This window comes from Aeromonas sp. FDAARGOS 1404, assembly GCF_019047085.1.
Taxonomy (GTDB): domain Bacteria; phylum Pseudomonadota; class Gammaproteobacteria; order Enterobacterales; family Aeromonadaceae; genus Aeromonas; species Aeromonas veronii.
Genome location: NZ_CP077237.1, coordinates 4,548,053 through 4,569,606, shown reverse-complemented (window position 1 = coordinate 4,569,606; position 21,554 = coordinate 4,548,053). Strand labels below are relative to the sequence as shown.

At 57.0% G+C, this 21,554-nt stretch carries 18 protein-coding genes; 11 read left to right on the top strand and 7 right to left on the bottom strand.

Annotation, left to right across the window (positions count from 1 at the left end; all coding sequences use genetic code 11):
• Positions 1 to 10 precede the first annotated feature (10 nt).
• The 5 genes from I6L34_RS21120 (at position 11) to I6L34_RS21100 (ending at position 5,913) form a co-directional block, all read left to right on the top strand.
• The gene (locus I6L34_RS21120) at positions 11 to 610 is read left to right on the top strand and encodes a sigma-70 family RNA polymerase sigma factor (RefSeq protein WP_005333245.1); all 600 of its coding nucleotides are present in this window, start codon (positions 11 to 13) and stop codon (positions 608 to 610) included.
• A complete protein-coding gene (locus I6L34_RS21115) occupies positions 603 to 1,382 on the top strand; it encodes a DUF3379 domain-containing protein (protein ID WP_058057640.1) in 780 nt (259 codons plus the stop codon). Before I6L34_RS21120 ends, I6L34_RS21115 begins: the two co-directional genes overlap by 8 nt.
• A 402-nt stretch (positions 1,383 to 1,784) precedes the next feature.
• Positions 1,785 to 3,053, top strand: a complete 1,269-nt coding sequence (locus I6L34_RS21110; RefSeq protein WP_058057639.1) for an outer membrane protein transport protein — start codon at positions 1,785 to 1,787, stop codon at positions 3,051 to 3,053.
• 252 nt (positions 3,054 to 3,305) lie between these two features.
• Positions 3,306 to 4,574, top strand: coding sequence for an OmpP1/FadL family transporter (locus tag I6L34_RS21105; RefSeq protein WP_058057638.1), 1,269 nt, complete (start codon positions 3,306 to 3,308; stop codon positions 4,572 to 4,574).
• Positions 4,575 to 4,689: 115 nt separating this feature from the next.
• On the top strand, positions 4,690 to 5,913 hold the full coding sequence (locus I6L34_RS21100) for an EAL and HDOD domain-containing protein (RefSeq protein ID WP_005333249.1): 1,224 nt from the start codon (positions 4,690 to 4,692) through the stop codon (positions 5,911 to 5,913).
• On the opposite strand, the gene I6L34_RS21095 is transcribed toward I6L34_RS21100, so the two are convergent.
• Positions 5,910 to 7,085, bottom strand: a complete 1,176-nt coding sequence (locus tag I6L34_RS21095; RefSeq protein ID WP_043819918.1) for a thiolase family protein — start codon at positions 7,083 to 7,085, stop codon at positions 5,910 to 5,912. The two genes, I6L34_RS21100 and I6L34_RS21095, sit on opposite strands and share 4 nt — an antisense overlap.
• A 122-nt stretch (positions 7,086 to 7,207) precedes the next feature.
• Between I6L34_RS21095 and I6L34_RS21090 the strand changes: the two genes are divergently transcribed.
• The gene (locus tag I6L34_RS21090; protein WP_005360322.1) at positions 7,208 to 7,600 is read left to right on the top strand and encodes a MerR family DNA-binding transcriptional regulator; all 393 of its coding nucleotides are present in this window, start codon (positions 7,208 to 7,210) and stop codon (positions 7,598 to 7,600) included.
• 106 nt (positions 7,601 to 7,706) lie between these two features.
• Here I6L34_RS21090 and rplY read toward each other — a convergent pair whose 3' ends face one another.
• The 5 genes from rplY to I6L34_RS21065 all read right to left on the bottom strand — a co-directional run bounded on the left by rplY (position 7,707) and on the right by I6L34_RS21065 (position 15,069).
• Entirely contained in the window at positions 7,707 to 7,994 is a 288-nt protein-coding gene (gene rplY, locus I6L34_RS21085; RefSeq protein ID WP_005333252.1) for a 50S ribosomal protein L25, read from the bottom strand.
• A gap of 116 nt (positions 7,995 to 8,110) precedes the next feature.
• Positions 8,111 to 8,998 carry a hypothetical protein gene (locus I6L34_RS21080; RefSeq protein ID WP_216955293.1) on the bottom strand — a complete coding sequence of 296 codons (888 nt, stop codon included), beginning with the start codon at positions 8,996 to 8,998 and terminating at the stop codon, positions 8,111 to 8,113.
• 95 nt (positions 8,999 to 9,093) lie between these two features.
• Positions 9,094 to 13,008 carry an ATP-dependent RNA helicase HrpA gene (hrpA, locus tag I6L34_RS21075; protein ID WP_216955292.1) on the bottom strand — a complete coding sequence of 1,305 codons (3,915 nt, stop codon included), beginning with the start codon at positions 13,006 to 13,008 and terminating at the stop codon, positions 9,094 to 9,096.
• Between the two features lie 240 nt (positions 13,009 to 13,248).
• Complete coding sequence (locus I6L34_RS21070; RefSeq protein ID WP_005333273.1) at positions 13,249 to 13,671, bottom strand: CBS domain-containing protein; 423 nt, start codon at positions 13,669 to 13,671, stop codon at positions 13,249 to 13,251.
• 120 nt (positions 13,672 to 13,791) lie between these two features.
• Positions 13,792 to 15,069 carry an HD-GYP domain-containing protein gene (locus tag I6L34_RS21065; protein ID WP_058057634.1) on the bottom strand — a complete coding sequence of 426 codons (1,278 nt, stop codon included), beginning with the start codon at positions 15,067 to 15,069 and terminating at the stop codon, positions 13,792 to 13,794.
• A gap of 818 nt (positions 15,070 to 15,887) precedes the next feature.
• Between I6L34_RS21065 and I6L34_RS21060 the strand changes: the two genes are divergently transcribed.
• The 3 genes from I6L34_RS21060 to I6L34_RS21050 all read left to right on the top strand — a co-directional run bounded on the left by I6L34_RS21060 (position 15,888) and on the right by I6L34_RS21050 (position 18,414).
• Positions 15,888 to 16,148, top strand: a complete 261-nt coding sequence (locus I6L34_RS21060; RefSeq protein WP_058057633.1) for a hypothetical protein — start codon at positions 15,888 to 15,890, stop codon at positions 16,146 to 16,148.
• Positions 16,149 to 16,330: 182 nt separating this feature from the next.
• Positions 16,331 to 17,758 carry an exodeoxyribonuclease I gene (sbcB, locus tag I6L34_RS21055; RefSeq protein WP_058058208.1) on the top strand — a complete coding sequence of 476 codons (1,428 nt, stop codon included), beginning with the start codon at positions 16,331 to 16,333 and terminating at the stop codon, positions 17,756 to 17,758.
• 155 nt (positions 17,759 to 17,913) lie between these two features.
• Positions 17,914 to 18,414: a hypothetical protein gene (locus I6L34_RS21050; RefSeq protein ID WP_005360277.1), complete on the top strand. Its 501-nt coding sequence runs from the start codon at positions 17,914 to 17,916 to the stop codon at positions 18,412 to 18,414.
• A gap of 78 nt (positions 18,415 to 18,492) precedes the next feature.
• Here I6L34_RS21050 and I6L34_RS21045 read toward each other — a convergent pair whose 3' ends face one another.
• Entirely contained in the window at positions 18,493 to 20,202 is a 1,710-nt protein-coding gene (locus I6L34_RS21045; protein ID WP_216955291.1) for a glycoside hydrolase family 36 protein, read from the bottom strand.
• A gap of 165 nt (positions 20,203 to 20,367) precedes the next feature.
• On the opposite strand from I6L34_RS21045, the gene I6L34_RS21040 reads away from it, so the two are divergent.
• On the top strand, positions 20,368 to 20,724 hold the full coding sequence (locus I6L34_RS21040) for a CidA/LrgA family protein (RefSeq protein WP_216955290.1): 357 nt from the start codon (positions 20,368 to 20,370) through the stop codon (positions 20,722 to 20,724).
• Positions 20,721 to 21,407, top strand: coding sequence for an LrgB family protein (locus tag I6L34_RS21035; RefSeq protein ID WP_108572843.1), 687 nt, complete (start codon positions 20,721 to 20,723; stop codon positions 21,405 to 21,407). The genes I6L34_RS21040 and I6L34_RS21035 overlap by 4 nt, the downstream gene beginning before the upstream one ends.
• Positions 21,408 to 21,554 lie beyond the last annotated feature (147 nt).

The following is a 21,554-nucleotide window of genomic DNA, read 5'->3' as shown; positions in this document are numbered from 1 at the left end:
GGATTGCCCTATGGCACTGCTGTTTTTTAGAAAAAAACGTGCTCAGCAGCATATTGGTGGAAATGATCCGGCCACTTCGCCGGTCTCTGATCCCATGGCTGACAAACAAACCAAATTTGAAGCACTGGTTCATGCGCTACACGGCGATCTCTACCGGTATGCCTACTGGCTGACCCGGGATCCCAACGTGGCGGAAGATCTGGTGCAAGAGACCTTCCTGCGTGCCTGGAAGGCGATCGACACCCTGCAGGATGACAAGGCGGCCAAAGGGTGGCTGATCACCATCCTCAGACGGGAGAACGCCCGCCGCTTTGAACGCAAACAGCTGGAGCTGGTGGATCTCGACGATCACCCTCAACCCCAGCACGATGCGCTGCACAGTGAACAGGAGATGGAGAACGAGTGGTTGCACCGTCACATCGCCCGGTTGCCCGAGGAGTATCAGGAGCCACTGCTGCTGCAAGTCGTGGGAGGATTCAGTGGTGAGGAGATTGCCGAGATGCTCGGCCTCAACAAAAACACCGTCATGACCCGACTGTTTCGCGCCCGCAACCAGATCAAGGAGGCGATGGAGCAGAAGAACCAAGCAAGAGGACACGGACATGGATGAACTCGAATTTCGCCGCAACGCCATGATCCAGCCCAACGATCAACAACCGGACTTTCTCAAAACAGCTGAAGCCAGCCAAGCCAATCGGAACTATCTCGACGAGATGAAGCAGTTCGACAGAAGCCTCAAGCGCGCCATGCAGGTAGAGGTTCCCGCCGGACTGGCCGAACGGATCCTGCTCAGGCAAGCCATGCTGCAAGACAGTGACGCGCAAGATGAGATGCCGCCATCCCGACCCCTTGGCACGGCGCCAGTCAAGCTCCGGACATCAACATCCTGGCGCCAGATCGCCCTGGCTGCATCGGTCGCCTTCCTGCTGGGAATGAGCACCCGCTGGATCACGCTGCCAGAAACGGCTCCTGCGGCCCTCTCCCTCGCACAGGTGGCGATGGCTCATGTCTATGGCGAAGAACCCTTTATTGAAGGTGTCGATGAGCAGGTCAATCTGCATAACATCAATGCCAAGATGGAGAAGTATGGCGCCACCTTAAGCGGGATGGATGGGCTCAAGGTGACCTATGTCAATCACTGCTCGTTTTATCAGGGACCAGCCTTGCACATGGTGATCCAGGGAAAGATGGGGCCAGTCACTCTCTTTTTAGTGCCCAAACATGTGCCATTAACCCTGCAACAGGCCACCTTTGAAGATGGCACCCTCAAAGGAGAGATTGTCCAGCTCAAAGGCGCCAATATGGTACTGATTGGCGAGATGAGAGAGCCACTTGCCCCCGTTGCCAACGCCCTGCAGTCACGTCTGCAGTGGGACATTTAACATCGCTGGTTAACAACCTCAGATCCATCCTCAATAGCAGGCGGCGGTCACGAGCCGCTGCCTGTTCCCCCCCAGATTACTCCCCTTTGTCACTCATTTGCCTCAAGATTTCGAAAAATTGACAAAATTTTTTTTGTGACGGAGATCGGCAATCCAGGTCAATAATCCACCTTTACACCCTCAAAATGATGAATTAAACAGCAAGTTAAAACAAATGATTAACACGTCGATCACTTTTATGTATTCTGCTGTCACTGGTCTGATTTCTTACCTCCTACCAGATCCATAGAATCACGCCAGAATTGATTGGGAAGAAGCTGAAATAAAAACGGATTTTGTCGAGGTTTGCATTGAACGTGCAGCCAATATCGGCAAAAAAATCTGCCTACAAGAGAGAACACCATGACGACAACTATTTTCAAGAAGAGCCTGATTGCCGCCACCATCGCGCTGGCCACCGGTCAAGTCCATGCCGCGGCATTCCAGTTGAACGAGCACTCGGCCTCCGGTCTGGGTCGCGCCTATGCCGGTGAAGCAGCTATCGCCGACAATGCCTCCGTTCTGGCCCGTAACCCGGCGGCCATGACCACCTTCGACAAGATGGCAGTTTCTGTCTCCGGCACCTACATCAAACCGGATGTGGATGTGGATGGAAAAGTTGCTGGCGTTTACCCATCCAGCGAAAGTGGTATTGCTCCGGCAGCCTTCGTCCCCGCTTCCTACTTTATTCAGCCGCTGAATGACCAGTGGGCTTGGGGCATTGGCCTCTTCTCCAACTACGGTCTCTCCACAGAGTACTCAGAAACCTTCCCGGCTGGTGCCGGTGCTGGTAATACCGAGTTGATGACCTTCAATATCAACCCGAACATCGCCTATCGCATCAATGAACACTTCAGTGTCGGTGCCGGTATCAATGCCGTATATGGAGCAGCTGAACTCAACCGTTACGCAGGCCAATTGGGTCCCATGGGGGTTTTTAAGCAGAACCTTCCAACTGATTACCGAATCGCTCATTTAAAGGGTGATACATGGGGCTTTGGCTGGAACGTTGGTACCCTGTATGAAGTCAATGAAAACCATCGCTTCGCACTGACCTACCGTTCACAAGTCGATATGAGCTTTGATGGTGATTTTCAGGGACTCACTTCAGGCAATCGCACTGTTGATGGCAATTTAAAACTTGACCTGCCCGCACAGGCTGAATTTGCCGGGTACCACCGCCTAAGCCCACAATTTGCAGTTCATTACTCTGTAAACTGGACTGACTGGAGCGCCTTCCAGGAGCTGAAAGCAACCAGCAGTCAATGTGCTGGCGGCGTATGTCTGCAAAAAGATGAGAAGTTCAAAGATTCTACTCGCTACTCAATCGGCGGTACCTGGTATATCAACCCGGCCTGGGAAGCTCGTGTGGGCTTTGCTTATGATAACTCACCAATTGAAGCAGAATACCGCAGCCTGAGCATTCCCGACTCAGATCGAGTCTGGTATAGCGCTGGTGCAACCTATCATATCAACACCGATATGAGCGTTGACTTTGGCATGGCCTACCTTGATGGCAAAGAAGTTGATGTTAATGAAGGCTTGCCAACCCATGGTAGCCCAATTCGTTGGCAAGGCACTTCCCACGGCAACGCCTTCCTGGCCTCTGCCCAGTTCAACATGAAGTTCTGATTATTGATAGAATTGAAAGAGCGCCGTCAGGCGCTCTTTTTTTATCCGCAAAAGCCAGTTCAGCGCACACATGTAGCACACACCTGTTTATTTTTCTTTTTTAATCAAGCTATTAGAATGCATCCTTCCAGCATTTAATCTTGTTTTATCCAGATACTGGCCATTACCGTTGCCTTACTGGTCATACCATATAAAATCCTGCCTCCATTCATATGACCTATTGAACCTTCGGGTAACAGCAAGGATTTTGCCATGCATCCCATCATCAAACCGTCCGCCATCGCCCTGTTGGTGATCGCGGGTCAGACTCATGCCGCCGGGTTCCAGCTGGCTGAACAGTCCGCTACAGGACTGGGACGCGCCTTTGCCGGTGAGGCCGCCATCGCGGATAACGCCAGTGTGCTCTCCCGCAATGCAGCAGCCATGACCCGCTTCGATCAGATGGCGCTCTCTGGCGGAGTCATCTATGTCAGTCCTGACGTCAATATTGAAGGCAACACCCGCTTGCCGACCAAAGCCGGTATCGTCACCTCCGATGCCAGTGCACACGATATCGCCGCCGCAGCCTGGGTACCCAACGCCTATCTCATCATTCCACTCAATGAGCAGTGGCGACTAGGCTTCTCGGCAACCTCTTACTACGGCCTTGGCGTCAAGATGCCGGATAACTACAGCGCGGGACACTTTGGCAATGTCTCCGATATCAAGACCATGGATCTGGGTACCTCACTCGCCTATCGCATCAATGAGATGTGGTCAATTGGTGCCGGGATCTCTGCTATTCAGGGCGAAGGCGAAGTCGGTGGCACCTTCCCTTCTCGCAACCTGATCGCAAAACATTTGCAAGGGGATGGCTGGGCATGGGGCTGGAATGTCGGCACCTTGCTGGAATTGTCCGAACAAACCCGAATTGGCCTCTCCTACCGTCACGATGTCACTTTGACCCTCTCGGGAGATGCTATCGTGGGCCGACCCAATGCAGATGGCTCCGTTACCGAGATCAGAGATACCGGTAGTCTGGATCTGCCGTTGCCAGCGACGGCAGAGTTGGCGGCGTTCCATCAGCTGACTGACAAGCTGGCTCTCCACGGCAGCCTGAACTGGACCAACTGGAGCAAATTCGTTCAGTTGGAAGCTGATCTCAACAATTTGCAGAACATGCACATCAAGGACGAGCACTGGGAAGATAGCTGGCGCTACGCCATCGGTATGACCTATCAGGTCACTCCCAAATGGCAACTGCGCTCCGGTGTGGCCTATGACGCCAGCCCGGTGCCAGCCGATCGTCGTACCATTTCCATCCCGGATGCCGATCGCCTCTGGTACAGCCTGGGAATGGGGTATCAGTTCACGCCCAACCTGACCGTGGATCTGGGGCTGACCCTGATCGATGGCAAAAAGGTGGATGTCACTGAAAAAATGGAGCTGCAACCGGGTAATCCGATGACGACCTCCACCTTCCAGGGCACTTCTGAAGGGGATGCCTGGCTGGCTGGTGCACAATTGAGCTATCTCTTCTAAATTCCTTCCCTGCAAAAAACGCTATGCCAATTATTGCCTTACTCAATAAGGTGAACACTGGCATAGTGTTCTGCAACACCATAAAATCAACCCAGTACCTTTACTGGAGCAAGGCATGTATTCCTACGTAGCAAGACAGCCGATCCTCGACAGAGACCTCAAAACTCATGCCTATGAGCTGCTCTTTCGCGATAGTCTGAATAATGTCTTCCCGAGCATCTCCTCCCAACAGGCGACGTCACGCCTGGTGGTCGAACAGTTCCTGCAACAAAATATCGATCAGCTGTTGGGAGGCCGCCCCTGCTTTATCAATTTCCCCCACTCACTGCTGCTGGAGGGATTGGCAGAGTGCCTGCCGCCTGAAAAAGTGGTGATTGAGATCCTGGAAGATTCCCCACCGGATGATGCCCTGCTAGAAAAGGTGAAACAGCTGCACAAGCTGGGATATCAACTGGCACTGGATGACTTCACCATGTCACCGGATTGGGAGCGCTTCCTCCCCTTTATCCACATCATCAAGTTTGATCTTCGTGCCACCCCCCTGATGCAGATCAAAGTGTTTATCCAGCGGCATCAGACGCTGGGGCTCACCTATCTGGCGGAAAAAGTAGAGGACAAGGCGGAGTTCGAGCGGGTCAAACAGCTGGGGATCCAGCTGTTCCAGGGCTTTTTCTTCAGCAGACCCGAGATGGTCAAGCAAGCCACCATGGAGCCAGCGCAAGTCGTGGTGATGCAGTTGCTCAACGTGGTCAACGAGGCAGAGCCTGATATCAACAAGATTGAGCAGCTGCTCGGTCAGGATATCTCCCTCTCCCTCAAGCTGCTGCGCTATGTCAACCATCTCAAAGGCCACACCAACCCTATTTCGTCATTTCGTCAGGCTGCCATCTATCTGGGCAACACCCAGCTAAAGCGCTTTGTCTCGCTGGTGGCCGCGACCAGTGCGGGCAAGGGCAAGAGCGCCGAGCTCTACCAGATGTCGATGATCCGTGCTCGATTCTGTGAACTGTTGGCCCACGCCCACGCTCCGAGCCAGCAGGCACAACAAGCCTTTATCACCGGCCTCTTCTCCTTGCTGGATGTACTGATGGAGCAGCCGATGGACAAGCTGCTCGGCACTATCCCTCTTATCGACGATATTCGGCTGGCGCTGCTGGAGCGAAAAGGCAATCTCGGTTTCTACCTCGCGTTTTGTGAAGATTACGAGAGCGCCAACTGGTCACGGGTAACGGCCAGAACAGCCCGCCTGGGGCTGAGCGAGGATAAGGTGAGTCACCTCTATCTGGCCGCCACCACCTGGGTCACGGAACAACTGCTGGCGATGGAAGCCACCAATTAATTCGCCTCATCATTCACTTCGACCGCGATAGCGGTCGCCTCCCCGCCCCCGATACAGAGCGCGGCTACGCCTCGCCGCAGACCCCGTTGCCGCAGCGCGGCGATCAGCGTCACCAGAATGCGCGCGCCACTCGCCCCCAACGGATGACCGAGTGCACAGGCCCCACCATGCACATTGACCTTGTGATGAGGGATGCCGACCCCGCTCATGGCCAGCATGGTGACCATGGCGAAGGCCTCGTTGATCTCGAATAGATCCACCTCTTCCACCGACCATGCAAGACGCGCCAGCAAGCGTGAAATGGCGCCAATGGGCGCAGAGGTAAACTCGGCGGGCAATGCTGCATGGCTCTGATAACCGACGATCCGTGCCAGCACTGGTACCTGCCAGGCTTGCGCCGTGGCGCCATCCATCAATATCAGCGCCGCCGCACCGTCCGAGATAGAGCTCGAATTGGCTGCCGTAATGGTGCCCTCCTTGCCAAACGCTGGCTTCAGGGTAGGGATCTTCTCCGGTCTGCCCTTGCCGGGCTGCTCGTCTTCGGCCAGCAACAAGCGCTCACCGCGATAGACGCTTGTCAGTTCGGACACAAACGCATCGGCTTGCTGCGCATCGCGGGCACGCTGCAACGACGCAAGAGCAAACTCATCCATGGCAGTGCGGGTCAAACCGGCCAGATCGGCGCTGCGCTGGGCATGCACCCCCATCAGCTGGCCATCATAGGCATCTTGCAAACCGTCGAGGAATAGGTGGTCCAGCACCTTTTGATGCCCCATCCGAAAGCCGCTGCGGGCATTATCCAGCAGATAGGGGGCACGGCTCATGCTCTCCATCCCCCCTGCCACCACCACCCTGTTGTCACCAAGGCGGATGGTATCCGCCGCCAACATCACTGCTTTCATGCCGGATCCGCACACCTTGTTGACCGTGGTAGCAGGCACACTATCTGGCAACCCTGCTTTCAACAATGCTTGCCGGGCTGGCGCTTGCCCCACGCCCGCCGCCAGCACATTGCCCATAAACACTTCATCGACCTGCTCCGGACTCAGCCCACTTTGCTGCAGTGCCGCCTCAATGGCACAGGCACCCAACTCAGGCGCAGTTACCTCTGCCAATGCCCCCTGAAACGCCCCCATCGGAGTCCGTTTTGCCGCCACAATTGCAATATCCATTTGCCTGCCTCTGTTTGTTACATGGCCATAACATAGGGGTTCTGACGCGATGGAACAAGAGTTGCAGTGCAGTTTACGTTTAGGTAAGGTGCAGACAGGATTTAGTTCGCCAAGAAGTCTGTATGAACAACAAGGATGAAGGACGGCGCTTCAGCATCAGTGAGCTGGCCCGGGAATTTGATATTACGACGCGCAGTATCCGTTTCTACGAGGATCAGGGGTTGCTCAATCCCGCCCGAGAGGGACAAACCCGCATTTACAGCAAGCAGGATCGGGTTCGCCTCAAGCTCACCCTGCGCGGCAAGCGGCTCGGATTCAGCCTCGCCGAGATCCGCGAGCTGTTTGATCTCTATGATGCCGACAAGAGCAGCCGCACCCAGTTACAGACCATGCTGGGACTGGTTGAGGAAAAACGGGAGACACTGCAACAGCAGATGGAAGATATCAGGATGGTACTGCTGGAGCTTGATGCCGCCGAGCAGCGCTGCCAACAGGCCCTTAGCCAGCTGGGATAACCGCCTCGTTGGCTTATCAGGTAAGTCCTTTCAGCCCGCTCACAAGATGCCAGATAGCAAAAAGCCACTCCTGAGAGTGGCTTTTCTTCAACCTGACGGTTCGCTATTAAACGCGAACGAAGTCCAGGTGGATCAGCTTGTAACGTACCGGGTGACGCTGGATAGCTTTCACTTTTACGTTAACTTCTTCACCGTTGATAACCAGAGTCAGTACAGACTCATAGAATTCCGGCTTCTCTTGAGCCAGGATCATTTTCTTGTGGTCAACAGTGATGGACAGGGCTTCTTTGCCTGCACCGTAAACGATGGCAGGAACTTGGTCAGCTTGACGCAGGCGGCGGCTCGCACCTTTCCCCAGGTCAGAACGGACTTCAGCTTGGAATACGAAAGACATAGTATGTATCTCTTTTGGATGAATTTATGGTGCTAACTGCGACCGGTCAGCACCTCGCAAAACGAGCGCGAATACTACCACGGGCCAAATTCGGATACAAGGTACCGACTCTGCATTTAGCGCCCTTGCTCCAACCGGGCGAATTGCTGCTGACGCTGGGCTGGGCTCAGAGCATCAAACCGCGCCAGGGTCTCGGCGCGCGGGCAGTAGAGTCCCTCCCCCGTTCTGACCCGAATGCTCTTGCCAAGCCGCGGCTGATTCTCTGCCACCAGCGCCAGCAAATAGCTGTAGGTATCGGCTCCCCGGGCGCTGGATAACTGGTTGGCAATGCGCCACAGGGTCTCCCCTGCGGCGACCTGATGACACACAGTTTGTGGACCGCCGGCCGCAGGAGCCGAGAGGGTAAGCATGACGTCACTGCCTGCGGATAAGCTAGCCGTGTGGCTGGCGAGCGCCATATCGGCGCTCGCTACTCCCTCATCTCCTTTGGCACCACTCATCCCCGCAGTGCGAAACGTCGCCCCCAGCTGAGCCAGTAGAGGTTCGCTCTCGGCGGGGTCGGTGAGCATATCAACACCACCGAACGCGTCTTGGAGTGTGCGGAACTCGGCGATAAAGGGCGCGACAGGTTGCGCGTGATAATCAGAGAAACCACTCCCCTGCAGCACGATTGTACCAGCAGCAACAGCCTGCGCGGGGACTACCCCGTAAGCCATCTCGTCGATACGCCGCAGCCTTGCCAGATAGGTTTTGGAGAGCTGCGCCTCCCCCTCGAACAGATCGAAGGGGGGCACCAACCGGGCAGGAAAGAGGATCTGCCAGCGACCCTGCTTCTGCTTTTGGGCCAGCGGCGGAAACTGATTGCCACGCCAAGCCACAAACATCGCAGGCGGGGTGCGCGCCAGCGGGTAATATTCCGGGTTCAACTGCACCCAGGTTTGTTCCGCGATGGGTTGATAACCGCTGATCACCACCTGCGCCACACTCAACCAGATCCCCAGCATCCTTGCCTCCCTGACTTGCGGTTTGAAGGGGCTACCTGACCGGCAATCCCTTCTCATCACCCGCTATCATGCTGTTAAAACAGTTAGATAGCAGCTTAGCACTGAGCGATGGCGTTAAGCACCCGTTTATCGGAGACCGGATAAGGGGTCCCCAGATTCTGAGCGAAGAACGACACCCGCAGCTCCTCGATCATCCAGCGGATATTGGCCACCTCGGTGGGAATAAGCTGGGATTTGGGGATCTTGGACAGCAGCGCCTTGTACTCCGACTCTACGCTATGCACCTTGAGCATGTAGACCCGATCACGGTTGGGATCGATGGCAAGCTTCTCGAGACGACGCTCGATGGCCCTCAGGTAGCGCAGCAAGTCAGGCAGCCGCTGCCAGCCGGTCTCGGTGACAAAGCCTTTGTGGATGAGGTTGCCGAGCTGCTGCTGAATGTCCGACATGGCAAAGGCGGTGTCGAGCTGCATCTTGCCCTTGAGCCGTTTCTTGATCTCATGGGACAGCGTCAGCACGGCTTCCACCTGCTTGGCCACCTCCACCACCGCATCGTTGAGCTCGGCGCGGACATACTCCTTGAGCGCCTCGAAACCGGCCTCGTCCCAAGCCATGCCCCCGTGCTGCTCGATGAGCTTGTCACAACCGCAGGCAATGCAGTCGTCAATCAGCTCAGCCACCTTGCCAAACGGGTTGAAATAGAGCCCCAGCTTGGCCTTGTTGGGCAGCTTCTCCTGCAGATACTTGATGGGAGATGGTACGTTGAGCAGCACCAACCGGCGCTGACCGGCCCACATCAGCTGCTGCTGCACCACCGGGCTCTCCACCAGCTGGATGGCGACCGAATCCTTCTGATCCACTAGGGCCGGATAGGCCTTCACTTCGAAGCCGCCACGCTTTTGGCTGTACTCCTGGGGCAACTCGCCAAAGCTCCACAGGGTGAGGCCAGACTGCTCGATATCATCGTCCGCTACTTGCGACAGGGTCTCCTGCACCCTGCCGCGCAGCGACTCTTTCAAGGCCTCAAGATCTTTGCCTTCCGCCACCTTCTTATGTTTGTCATCCACCACCCGGAAGGTGAGTTTCAGGTGATCGGGCACCGCAGTCCAGTCCCAGGATTCACGGGGCACGGTCACGCCGGTCATACGGCGCAGCTGACGCTCCATCTCGTCCAGTAGCGGCCCCTGTTCGGGGTTGATACTGGCGAGCAGTGCATCGGCATAGTTGGGCGCCGGCACGAAGTTCTTGCGCATCGGCTTTGGCATCGACTTGATAAGAGCCACCAACAGCTCATGGCGCAGCCCGGGGATCAGCCACTCGAACCCCTTCACCTCCACCTGATTCAGGAGCGGCAGCGGAATATGCAGGGTCACGCCATCCGCCGCCTCCCCCGGCTCGAACTGATAGGTCAACTTGAGCTTGAGGCGCCCCTGCTGCCAGAAGTTGGGGTAGTCGAGATCGCTGATGTGGGCCGCATCCCCCTTCATCAGCATCTCTTTTTCGAAGTTGAGCAGCTCGGGGTCCTGCTTTTGCGCCTCTTTCCACCACTTGTCGAAGTGACGGGCAGAGATCACCTCCTCCGGCAAACGGGCATCGTAGAAGCGGAACAAGTCCTCATCATCCACCAGAATGTCGCGCCGACGGGATTTGTGCTCCAGCGCCTCCACCTCGGCCAGGAGCTTGCGGTTATCGCTGAAGAAACGGTGGCGGGTCTCGAAATCCCCCTCCACCAAGGCGCGGCGGATAAAGAGCTCGCGGCACAGCGCCGGATCGATACGGCTGAAGTTGATGGTGCGCTCGTTGACCAGGGTCAGACCATAGAGGGTCACCTTCTCCTTGGCCATCACGGCGCCGTTTTTCTTCGACCAGTGAGGGTCGCTGTGGTGCAGCTTGATGAGGTGGCCTGCCAGCGGCTCCACCCACTCCGGTTCAATCTTGGCATTGATGCGGGCGTAGAGGCGCGAGGTTTCCACCAATTCTGCGGCCATCACCCACTTGGGCGGCTTCTTGAACAGACCCGAGGCCGGGAACAGGTGGAAACGGCCATTGCGGGCGCCGAGGAATTCGGGCTTTTCCAGATCCTTGTTGCCGATATGACTCAAGAGGCCGGTCAGCAGGGCACAGTGCACCGTCTTGAAATCTGCAGGTTCATGGTTGGCTTTAAAACCAAGCTCCTTGACCGTCTGGCGCAGCTGGAAGTGAATGTCCTGCCATTCACGCACCCGCAGGTAGGAGAGAAACTCCTTCTGGCACATGCGGCGGAATGGATTGCTGCCAAGGGCATCCTGCTGCTCTTTCAGGTAGTTCCACAGATTGACGAAGGCGAGGAAGTCGGAATCCTTGTCCTCAAAGCGCCTGTGCTGTTCGTCGGCGGCCTGCTTCTTCTCCATGGGACGCTCGCGAGGATCCTGAATGCTGAGGGCAGCGGTGATCACCATCACCTCACTCAGACAGCCGGTCTGCGCTGCGCTGATCACCATCTTCGCCAGACGCGGATCAAGAGGGATGCGCGAGAGCTGGCGACCGATCTCGGTCAGCTGCAGTTTGGCTTCTCGATCGCCGGTGGCAGGCAATTCCCTCACCGCCTCCAGTTCTTTGAGCAGGGTCAAGCCATCCTTGATATGGCGGGACTCGGGCGGCTCGACAAAGGGGAACGCCTCCATGTTGCCAAGGCCGAGCGCCAGCATCTGCAGGATGACGGAAGCCAGGTTGGTGCGCAGGATCTCGGGGTCGGTGAAGGCGGGGCGGCCGTTGAAATCCTCCTCGGAGTAGAGACGGATACAGATGCCGTCCGCCACCCGTCCGCAACGCCCTTTACGCTGGTTGGCGCTGGCCTGGGAGACCGGCTCGATGGGCAGGCGCTGCACCTTGGTACGCCAGGAGTAGCGGCTGATACGGGCGGTGCCCGGGTCAATGACGTAACGAATGCCAGGCACCGTCAGCGAGGTCTCCGCCACGTTGGTGGCGAGCACGATGCGCCGTCCGGCATGTTGCTGGAACACCTTGTTCTGCTCGGCGTTGGAGAGGCGAGCGTAGAGCGGCAGCACCTCGGTATCGCGCAGGTTGAGTTTGCGCAGGGCATCGGCGGTATCGCGGATCTCCCGCTCGCCGTTCATGAAGATAAGGATGTCCCCCAGCCCCTCGCGGGCCAGCTCTTCCACCGCGTCGAAGATCCCCTGCAGTTCGTCGCGCTCTTCCAGCCCTTCGCTCTTGTCACTGCTTTTTTTATCAACAAATAGCGGACGGTAGCGCACCTCCACCGGATAAGTGCGGCCGGAAACCTCGATCACCGGCGCCTTGTTGAAATGGCGGGAGAAACGTTGCGGGTCGATGGTGGCCGAGGTGATGATCACCTTGAGATCCGGGCGCTTGGGCAGCAGTTGCTTGAGATAGCCCAGGATGAAGTCGATATTGAGGCTGCGCTCGTGGGCCTCATCGATGATGATGGTGTCGTACTGGGTCAGCATCCGGTCATTCTGGATCTCTGCCAGCAGGATACCGTCGGTCATCAGCTTGATGTGGGTCTGCTCGCTCACCTGATCGGTAAAGCGCACCTTGTAACCCACGTAGTGGCCAAGCTCGGACTCCATCTCCTCGGCAATACGGGCCGCCACGGTGCGGGCCGCCAAACGGCGTGGCTGGGTGTGGCCGATAAAGCCCTTGACCCCACGCCCGAGCGCCAGACAGATCTTGGGGATCTGGGTGGTTTTGCCCGAACCGGTTTCCCCGGCGATGATCACCACTTGATGCTCTTGAATGGCCTTGGCGATCTCAGCCTGCTTCTGGCTCACCGGCAGGTTGTCCGGATAGGTGACCTTGGGCACTCCGGCCAGACGGGTTTGATAGCGCACTTCGGCGGCGGCCAAATCAGCGGCGATGATCTCCAGCACGGCGGCCTGTTTGCCTTCAGGCAGCTTCTTGACCCCGTGCAGACGGCTGGAAAGGCGGCGGGCGTCGAGGTTCATGCAGGCAGAGAGACGGCGGCGCAGCGCCTCGATAGAGAGAGACAAGGTACGAATTCCTTAAATAGGTGCCCAGAGGGGCCATATCGATAAGCTGGGAGCGATCCTAAAGAGCGAGCGGGAACGGTGCAAGCCTTAACGTAGCGTTATATATGGGAAGACAGAGAGATTGGCCGATCCTCATATATGGCAAAACAATTATTGTAAGATGGCATAACACGAATAAATGGCAGCATATGAAATAGCCAAGGCAAGCCGAAGCTTGCCTTGGGAGAGAGAAAAACAGGGTTAACCGTGGGTGTGATGGACAAAACAGGTGGTGAGCTGGGCGTGAATGGCCTGCATGACATTGTGACGATTGATGACACCGAGCAGACGCCCCTCCTCCACTACCGGATAGATCTTCGGCTTTTGCCCCATCATCATCTCCGCTAGGCTCAAAATGCTGGTATCGGGTCCCACCGACAACACCTCCTTGCGCATCACATCCTTGACCTGCGCCACCTGTTCGCAGTGATAGGCCTCCTTAAGCAGCACTGCGATGCAATCCTGCTCGGAGATCCAGCCAATCAGATGGCCCTGGCCATCCACCACCGGGCCACCGAGCTGATGACTGTTCAGAAATTTCTCGACCGCAGCTTGCACCATCATGTCGGCAGTGAAGGTGATGGGTCTGCTCTGCATATAATCCTTGGCTTTTAGCGATTCCATATCTGCTCCCCTACGGTAGTCCATCAAGCTGGCGTCTTGTGCGCCGGTACCGGCACCATGCTCGGCTTGTTCCAAGCATAGCTGGCTCGCGGCGGTATGAGTCAGCGGCCAGCCTCTCCTTCAATTGATGGCATGATCCGGCTCGCGATCCGGAATGGCTGCCATCATCATCTGCGGCAGGTGATCGGCCAGCACCGCTACCACAGCGGGATCGACCCGCCCCTGATCCGCCAGTTGCAGCATAAAGGTCAATGCGTCACGGGCAGGCAGGCCGCGCCGATAAGGTCTGTCCTGTACCATTGCCTGAAAAATATCAGCGACCCGCAGGATACGCGCTTCAAGCGCCATGGCGGATGCCGGCAGGTGGAACGGATAGCCCTCCCCATCAGGCTCCTCATGGTGATAGGCCGCCCAACAGGCAATCTCCTCAAACCCTTCGATATGACGCAGGATCTGGTAAGTCTCGAAGCTGTGGGTATTGATGATGGCCCGCTCCTCTTTCGTCAGGCAGGCAGGCTTGTCGAGGATCTCGTCCGGCACCCTGAGCTTGCCCAAATCGTGCAGCAAACCGGCGATCTCCAGCATGTCACAATGGATGGCACTGACTCCCATCTGCTCGGCCAAGGCCCGAGACAACCTGCTCACACCGAGTGAATGCGTCATCGTGAATGGGCTTTTGGCGTCGACAATGCCGGAGAAGATCTGCGCCAGCGCTTTAAGCTCCCCGTTGAAGGTCAGGCAAGGCTCCCGCACCTGCAGCATCTCCAGCATGTAATCATTGATGGAGCGCGCTTCCAGCTGCAGCCAAAATGCCTCAGAGCGAGACGCCTTGAGGAAGGCATCCACCAGCTCGGGGGCAAAGAACTCGTCACGGAAATCCTGCAGGCGTGCGCGGATCTCGTTGGTATGCATCAACAATGAACCATCACCATAGTAGGGCGCCGCCAACGCATCGCAGCGATCCACCAGAAAGATAAGGTTGGCCTGACGGGCTACATTGGGGTCCACATCGGCCATCTCGCGCAACAGGTGCCAGTGGGTATGGTGATAACGGATAGGCAGGGCCAGCGGGGCCAGCAAACGGAAATCCTTGAGCAGCTGATATCCCACCTCGCAGTGGCGCTGGGAGGACTCCCAATCGAACTCGCTGACCAGATGATGATGGGTGATGGTCGAGGAGACACCGATATCATGCAGCACCCCGAGCTCGAACAGCAGACAGCGCTCGGCCTCACCCATTCCCAGCTCCCGGCTGCACTCGGCAGCCATAATCCCGACCCGTTTACCGTGGGCCACATCGCCAATGCCCACCAGATCCAGCGAGGCTGACAGGGCATACACCACCTGCCTTAGATCCACTTGCAACGAAAAGGGGGCTGCGCCCTGCGCTCTGTCCATGATCCGGGTCCCATGCGATGTTGTCGTATCAAACTGACGCTGTTTTATGCTTCGCCTTCTATCAACTTAGTCAATAACCGAGCCTTTTACCTTGTTTTTATAGGCATTTATGAACCTGTGCACCTTGAAAAGACAAAGATCACAGCTGGATTTATTTGGCCACTCCCATTCAAGTCATATTTATCCGTTCAAAAATATGCAAGTAGACTTTTTAAATCTCGCGTAGAGATTGTGAGCAGTTTTAAAAACTCATATCTGAGCGAAACAATCAACACCCCAACTTTACTTAATTATGACTTAATCAGAATTAAAGAGTGCTCGACTTGCCAGTAAGATATTTGAATAAAGGCACACCACAACGCTCATAACAGCTCTCATCCCCTAAATTGATTAGCCGAACTGTGAACTCCATCACCCATTTATTCGCCTTATCACCATCGATAGCGGTAGACACCTCCGCCTTCTGGACACAGCTTCCCATGCTCGCTCGCAGCCCCCCGATAGCCTGCGACCGAAAGGTTGGAGAAAAAATATCGGATAACCAGCGGTTATATTCGCTATAAGGCGACAAGGATAAACGGGATTTATAGAGTGAAACTGTTGAAAGCTGATTTCCAAGCGGCGGTTAACTCGGGCTATTCAGGTCATATCACTCTTTGCAGGTCATAACGACAGCGATAAAGGGGAATGTGCCCATCCGGGTATTCCATCCCCTCCAACAGCCTGCACGGGATGATATTTCCACCGCGTTAAACGCACGCTGCTTTCATCGCCCATTTTGTGTACCAATTCACATCAGATTAGGAGTGGAGCCAATAATGGCCATTCAAATAAACAAAATAGCCATGAGCCTTGCCTTAATGGCCACCGCTGGTAGTGCCACAGCAGCCGCCAAGCCCAATATTCTTGCCATCATGGGCGATGACATCGGCTACTGGAACATCAGTGCCTACAATCAGGGGATAATTGGCTACCAGACCCCGAACCTGGACAGGATCGCCAATGAGGGCACTCTTAACCGGTTACTACAGATATCACTAAACAATCATCATATCCTGAGAGATAGATGGGTCTTATAGACTCGGTGAGCAAGACAGAAGTGCATAAGATATCGGAAGCAACCGCCCAATAAACCGCCACCTGCACGACTCGCCCTTCGTTCTGCCTGCGCTATGGTTTACCATGCAGGCAATTGTGGTGCCTGGCACCGCCCACCCTAGCGCCAGGCGCTACCGTCATCGGATACCTCATCTCGAGCAACATGAGCAAAACAGCACACGCGGGCAACGAGCCAACATTCTATTTTCACGACTACGAAACCTTCGGCATCAGCCCCGCCAAGGACAGGCCGTCGCAGTTTGCCGGTATTCGTACCGATGCGGATTTCAACCTCATTGGCGAGCCGCTGGTCATCTATTGCAAGCCTCCGGCAGACTACCTGCCGGATCCGGAGGCGTGCCTGATTACCGGTATCACGCCGCAAAAGGCGATGAAGGATGGGCTGTGCGAGGCGGATTTCATTCGCCAGATCCACGAGCAGTTCGCCACGCCGAATACCTGTGTGCTTGGCTACAACAGCATCCGCTTCGATGATGAAGTGACCCGCTACACCCTCTATCGCAACTTCTATGACCCCTATGCCTACAGCTGGCAGAACGGCAACTCCCGATGGGATATTCTCGACATGCTGCGGGCCTGCTATGCCCTGCGCCCGGAGGGGATCGAGTGGGCGTTTGACGATGAGGGCAAGCCGAGTTTCCGGCTGGAGAAGCTGACGGTCGCCAACGGCGTCGCCCACGCCAATGCTCACGATGCACTCTCGGACGTGCTGGCCACCATCGAGATGGCCAAGCTGGTGAAAAAAGCCCAACCCAAGCTGTTTGGTTATCTCTTTGATCTGCGCAACAAAAACAAGGTGAAGGCGCTGATTGACGTGGTGACCATGAAGCCGCTGGTGCACGTCTCCGGCATGTTCTCCCCCTGGCAGGGTTGTGCAAGCTGGGTCTCGCCACTTGCCTGGCACCCCACCAACCAGAACGCGGTGATCATGGTGGATCTGACCCGTGACCCCACCCCGCTCATTGAACTCTCCAGCGAGGAAATCCGCGAGCGCCTCTACACCAAGAAAGAGGAGCTGGGGGATCTGGCGGGCATTCCGGTGAAACTGGTGCACATCAACAAGTGCCCGGTGCTGGCGCCAGCCGCCACCCTGACGGCGGAGCGCGCCGACGAGCTCGGCATCAATCGGGAGCAGTGCCGCAAGAGCCTGGATCTGCTGCGCGCCCACCCCGAAGTAAGGGAAAAACTGGTGGAAGTGTTCAATCAGGAGTTTGCCGGCAGCAATGAGAGCGACCCCGATACCCAGCTCTACGGCGGATTCTTTGGCCACGGCGACAAGTCCACCATGGATCTGGTGCGTGCTACCCCCGCGGACCTGCTGGGTGAGCGGGAGTTCGCCTTTACCGACGCCCGGCTGCCGGAGATGCTGTTCCGCTACCGCGCCCGCAACTGGCCGCACACCTTGAGCGAAGCGGAGCAGAAACGCTGGCGCCTGCACTGCAGCGACTACTTCAGCCGCCGTCTGCCGGACTATGTGCCCCGTCTCGAGGCGCTGGCCGAGCAGAACCAGAGTAACGAACGGAACTTCGCGATTCTAAAGAGTCTCTATCACTATCTGGAAGATTTATGAGTTGTGAGTAGTTTCACAATAAATCCTTCCCGCCCGTCCCCTTCTTCAGGTCATAATGACGAAGGGGATTTCCCCAAAAACCAATATCTTGCAACATCCTGAGCGGATGTCTCCCAAGCAAGAGATCTCTTTGGCCGAACGGAAGCCATTTGCTGATGCCTCGTCACCACGCACTGCTCGGATTACTGGCCCTGCTGCCGCTGGCAGCCAACGCCGCATACCGGTTCGATGTGCCGGATTATCTTGCTCGCCTGCCCGAGCAGACCTATCGCATCGTAGAACAGAACTTCAACACCCTTTATCAGCAGACTGATTTCACTCCCCTGATCACCAACAGCTACTTCAACGGTTCCCATCTCTACAAGTTTGTCGGGGTACCGCTGGCCATCAGCGCACAGTCAGGTTTCCAGCTGGAGGTGTTTGGTCAGGTCTATAACCGCGCTTCGCAAGCCTATATGCACCTGAGCGAGGATATGTCCCTCTATCGGGTGATGCGGGTCGATCTGATGGGGAACCCCAATGATCAGCTGGCCATCGGTTTTGGTCTGGGGGTACCCATCACCCCGTTGCTGACCCTCAAGGCGATCGCCTCCGGCAGTGACATCCCGGGCTATGGCTCAGCCAAATACGCCGTCGGCTTTGAGTGGCGTTACTGAAAAACGTGGCTGATAACCGCTGATTGAAACAATTCAGGCTCCGTGATGGAGCCTGAATTGTTTATGGTGACGCTGTGATCAGGTGTAGTGGATCACCCGCCCCTCGCCCCCTTGCAGGGTCACGGTTGTGCCGACTGCCTGCCCATGCCAAAAATCGGTTCCCCCTTTCGGCAGCAGAAACTCCTGTGGTTGCCCCTCCCAGTTGAACAGGCAGAGCAGAGTGTCGCCCTCGGGCAGGCTTACTTCGCCGCAGGCAAAGTCCATCGACTCGAAACGGGCAGAGGGTGCACGGGCCGCACAGAGCGCCAACAGCTTGCGCAGTTGCGCCGCCTGCTCCTCATCGAGATCTTGCAGTCGATCACCCGCCAGCATCATGCCGCCGCTCGCCACCAGCGCTGCCAGATGGAAGCTGTATTCAGCCTTGTTTGCCTGCTGGCTGGGCAGATCCCGCAGACAGATGCAGTCGGGATCGAGAGCCCAGAGCTTGTCATTTTGCCAGGCGCGGCAGAAGGCTTCACGGGCGATCTGGCGATAGCGGTGGCCATTGCGCTCCACGTCATCGCTCACCCGCATGCCGTGCACCAGCCCAAGGCTTGGCCAGATGGGGGCGTTGCAACCGAGCAGGAAAGCGCCTTCACCTGCACCACGCAGGATGGCCGCCATACCGCGCCGATAGGCTTCAACCCGGGTGGCTGCCGGATCGTGGAAACGGCCACCATGGATGGCGCCCCAGAAGTTGGCATCAAGCTTGAAGTAGTGAATGCCCCACTGCTCATGCAGGGTACGGAACACTTGCTCAAGGTGCGCCTGCACCTCGGGGTGGGTGCCGTCAAGCACATACCAGGGAGTGCAGCGCCAACCACCGTAGGTGACCCACTCGGAGGGGAGCGGCAGGCCGTCATCCCCCTTCACAAACCAGTCGGGGTGATCCTGAAACACCTGCGAAGTGGGTTCGGCAATAAAGGGAGCGACCCAGAGGGCTGGCTCGCAGCCAGCCTGTTTGATCTCGGCAGCCAATGATGCCACTCCCTGCTCGAACTTGGCCGACGGGGTAAGCCAGTCGCCCATTTTTGCCTGATAGCCGTCGTCGATCTGCACATAGCGCAGCGCAGGGAAGCGCTCGGCACGCACCTGCAGGTTCTCGCGAATATCGGCAGCGCTCACCTCGGCGTAGTAGTGATACCAGGAGCACCAGCCGCTCGGGCGCTCACTCACCTTGCCGATCAGCGAGCCGTGCTCGGCCTCGATCAACCGTGCCAGCTCGGCCAGCAGATCCTCGCGATCCGCCCCTTCAAGGCAGATCAGCGCCTCGCTCTGCCAGTGCCCACCGGCCGCAAGTTTTCGCCCTTCGCAGTTCATCAGGATCTGCAGGCGACCATCAGGGTAGAGGCGAAACTCCCCGCCAAAACGGTGGCAGCTGGCAAAGGCGAGCAGCAGCCACCCCTTGCCATGCTCCACCAGCAACAGGTTGTGAATGGTGTGATAGCCATTGTCATTAGTGATGCGATAGACGCTGGCATCGGGGCAACGGCCGACATGTTGCGGTGATTGCCAGCTACCCATGGTCTGGGCCAGCATCTGGAATCCTTCGCCATAGATGGCGCTCTCCACCGGCAGGCCAAGCTTGCCGTCAAACAGCACCCAGCGGTCAACTGATGTGGCATCAGAACCTGTGTTGTCGAGTCGCACACGGCACAGAGGCCCTTCCCACTGACGGGTTTGCAACAGCTGGGGTGGCAACGCAGTATCGTTCGCCAGCTGGCGAACTCGGGACAAGAGGGATGTCATCACTACTCCTTGTAGTTCGAAAAAGGGTTCTATCAGACGATGTTCAACAGATAATCTGCATACAAATCAGCTTCAAACGAACTGATTTCAGTTGTTATTGTTTTAATGCCGCGACCCGGCCTCTCTGGTAAACTGCGATTTTTCTTCCCAGTCGATGAGGTTCACGTGATCGCGCAAAGCGCCTTGCTGTACTTTCGTGACTTTATGGTCATCGTCGCCTGCCTGCTGGCAGGCAAATCCGTGGCAGCCATCCTGCCTTTCGCCTTTCCCGGCAGCATCATCGGCATGCTGCTGCTCTTCGTGCTGCTCTCCCTGCAACTGATCAAGCTGCACTGGGTCGAGCTTGGCGCAGGTTTGCTGCTGCGCCACATGGGCGTGCTGTTCGTGCCGGTTGCGGTCGGGCTCGTGGCCTGGCTTGAGCCCCTGCGCCAATCCTTCGGCGTCATCATGCTCTGCATCGTGCTCGGGATCGTGCTGATCCTCGCCACCGTCGGTCGGCTCTACCAGAGGATGAACAAATGATCTTCTGGCTAGCCATTCCCCTGACCCTGGCGCTCTATTTCGCCACCCGCGCCCTCTATCGCCGTCTGCCCTGGCCCATCATCAATCCGGTGCTGGTACCGACCGCGGTGATCATCGGCCTGCTGCTCTGGTTTGATCTGCCCCTTGAGCAGTACGAGCGCGGCAGCAGCCCCATTACCATGCTGCTGGAGCCCGCCGTAGTGGCGCTGGCGCTGCCGCTCTATCAACAGGCGCGCCAGATCCAGGCCAAGCTCAAGCCCATCCTAATCTGTACCCTCGCCTCCGTCTTGATCTCGGTGTGCACAACCTTGCTGATCGGTCATTTTATGGGCACAGATCCGGCGCTGCTCGCCTCATTGGCCACCAAATCCATCACCACCCCGCTCGCCATGAGCGTCAGCCAGTCCATCGGCGGCATTCCCGCCATCGCGGCCGCCGTGGTGGTGGTGGTGGGGATTGTTGGCGCCCTGATCGGCTACCCGCTGCTCAAACTGCTCAAAGTGACCGATCCGGAAGCCCAAGGGCTCGCCATGGGGGCCTGTGCCCACGCCATCGGCACCGCCACCTCCGCCGAGAAGGGGATCACTCAGGGGGCCTTTGCATCGCTCGCCATGGTGGTGTGCGGGATCCTCACCGCTGCTGTCGCCCCGCTGCTGTTTGCCATCTATCACTGGCTCACCTGACCGATGATTAACCACCCCGACGGCTCTGCAGCGCTGTCGGGGTGCGACCTGCCGCACAATTTGCACAAGACAAACGTTTCCATTACCATCCCCCTCCGTTTGCCCGTCAGGGCGTGAGCCTGCTCACACATTTACCCGAGCTTGCTC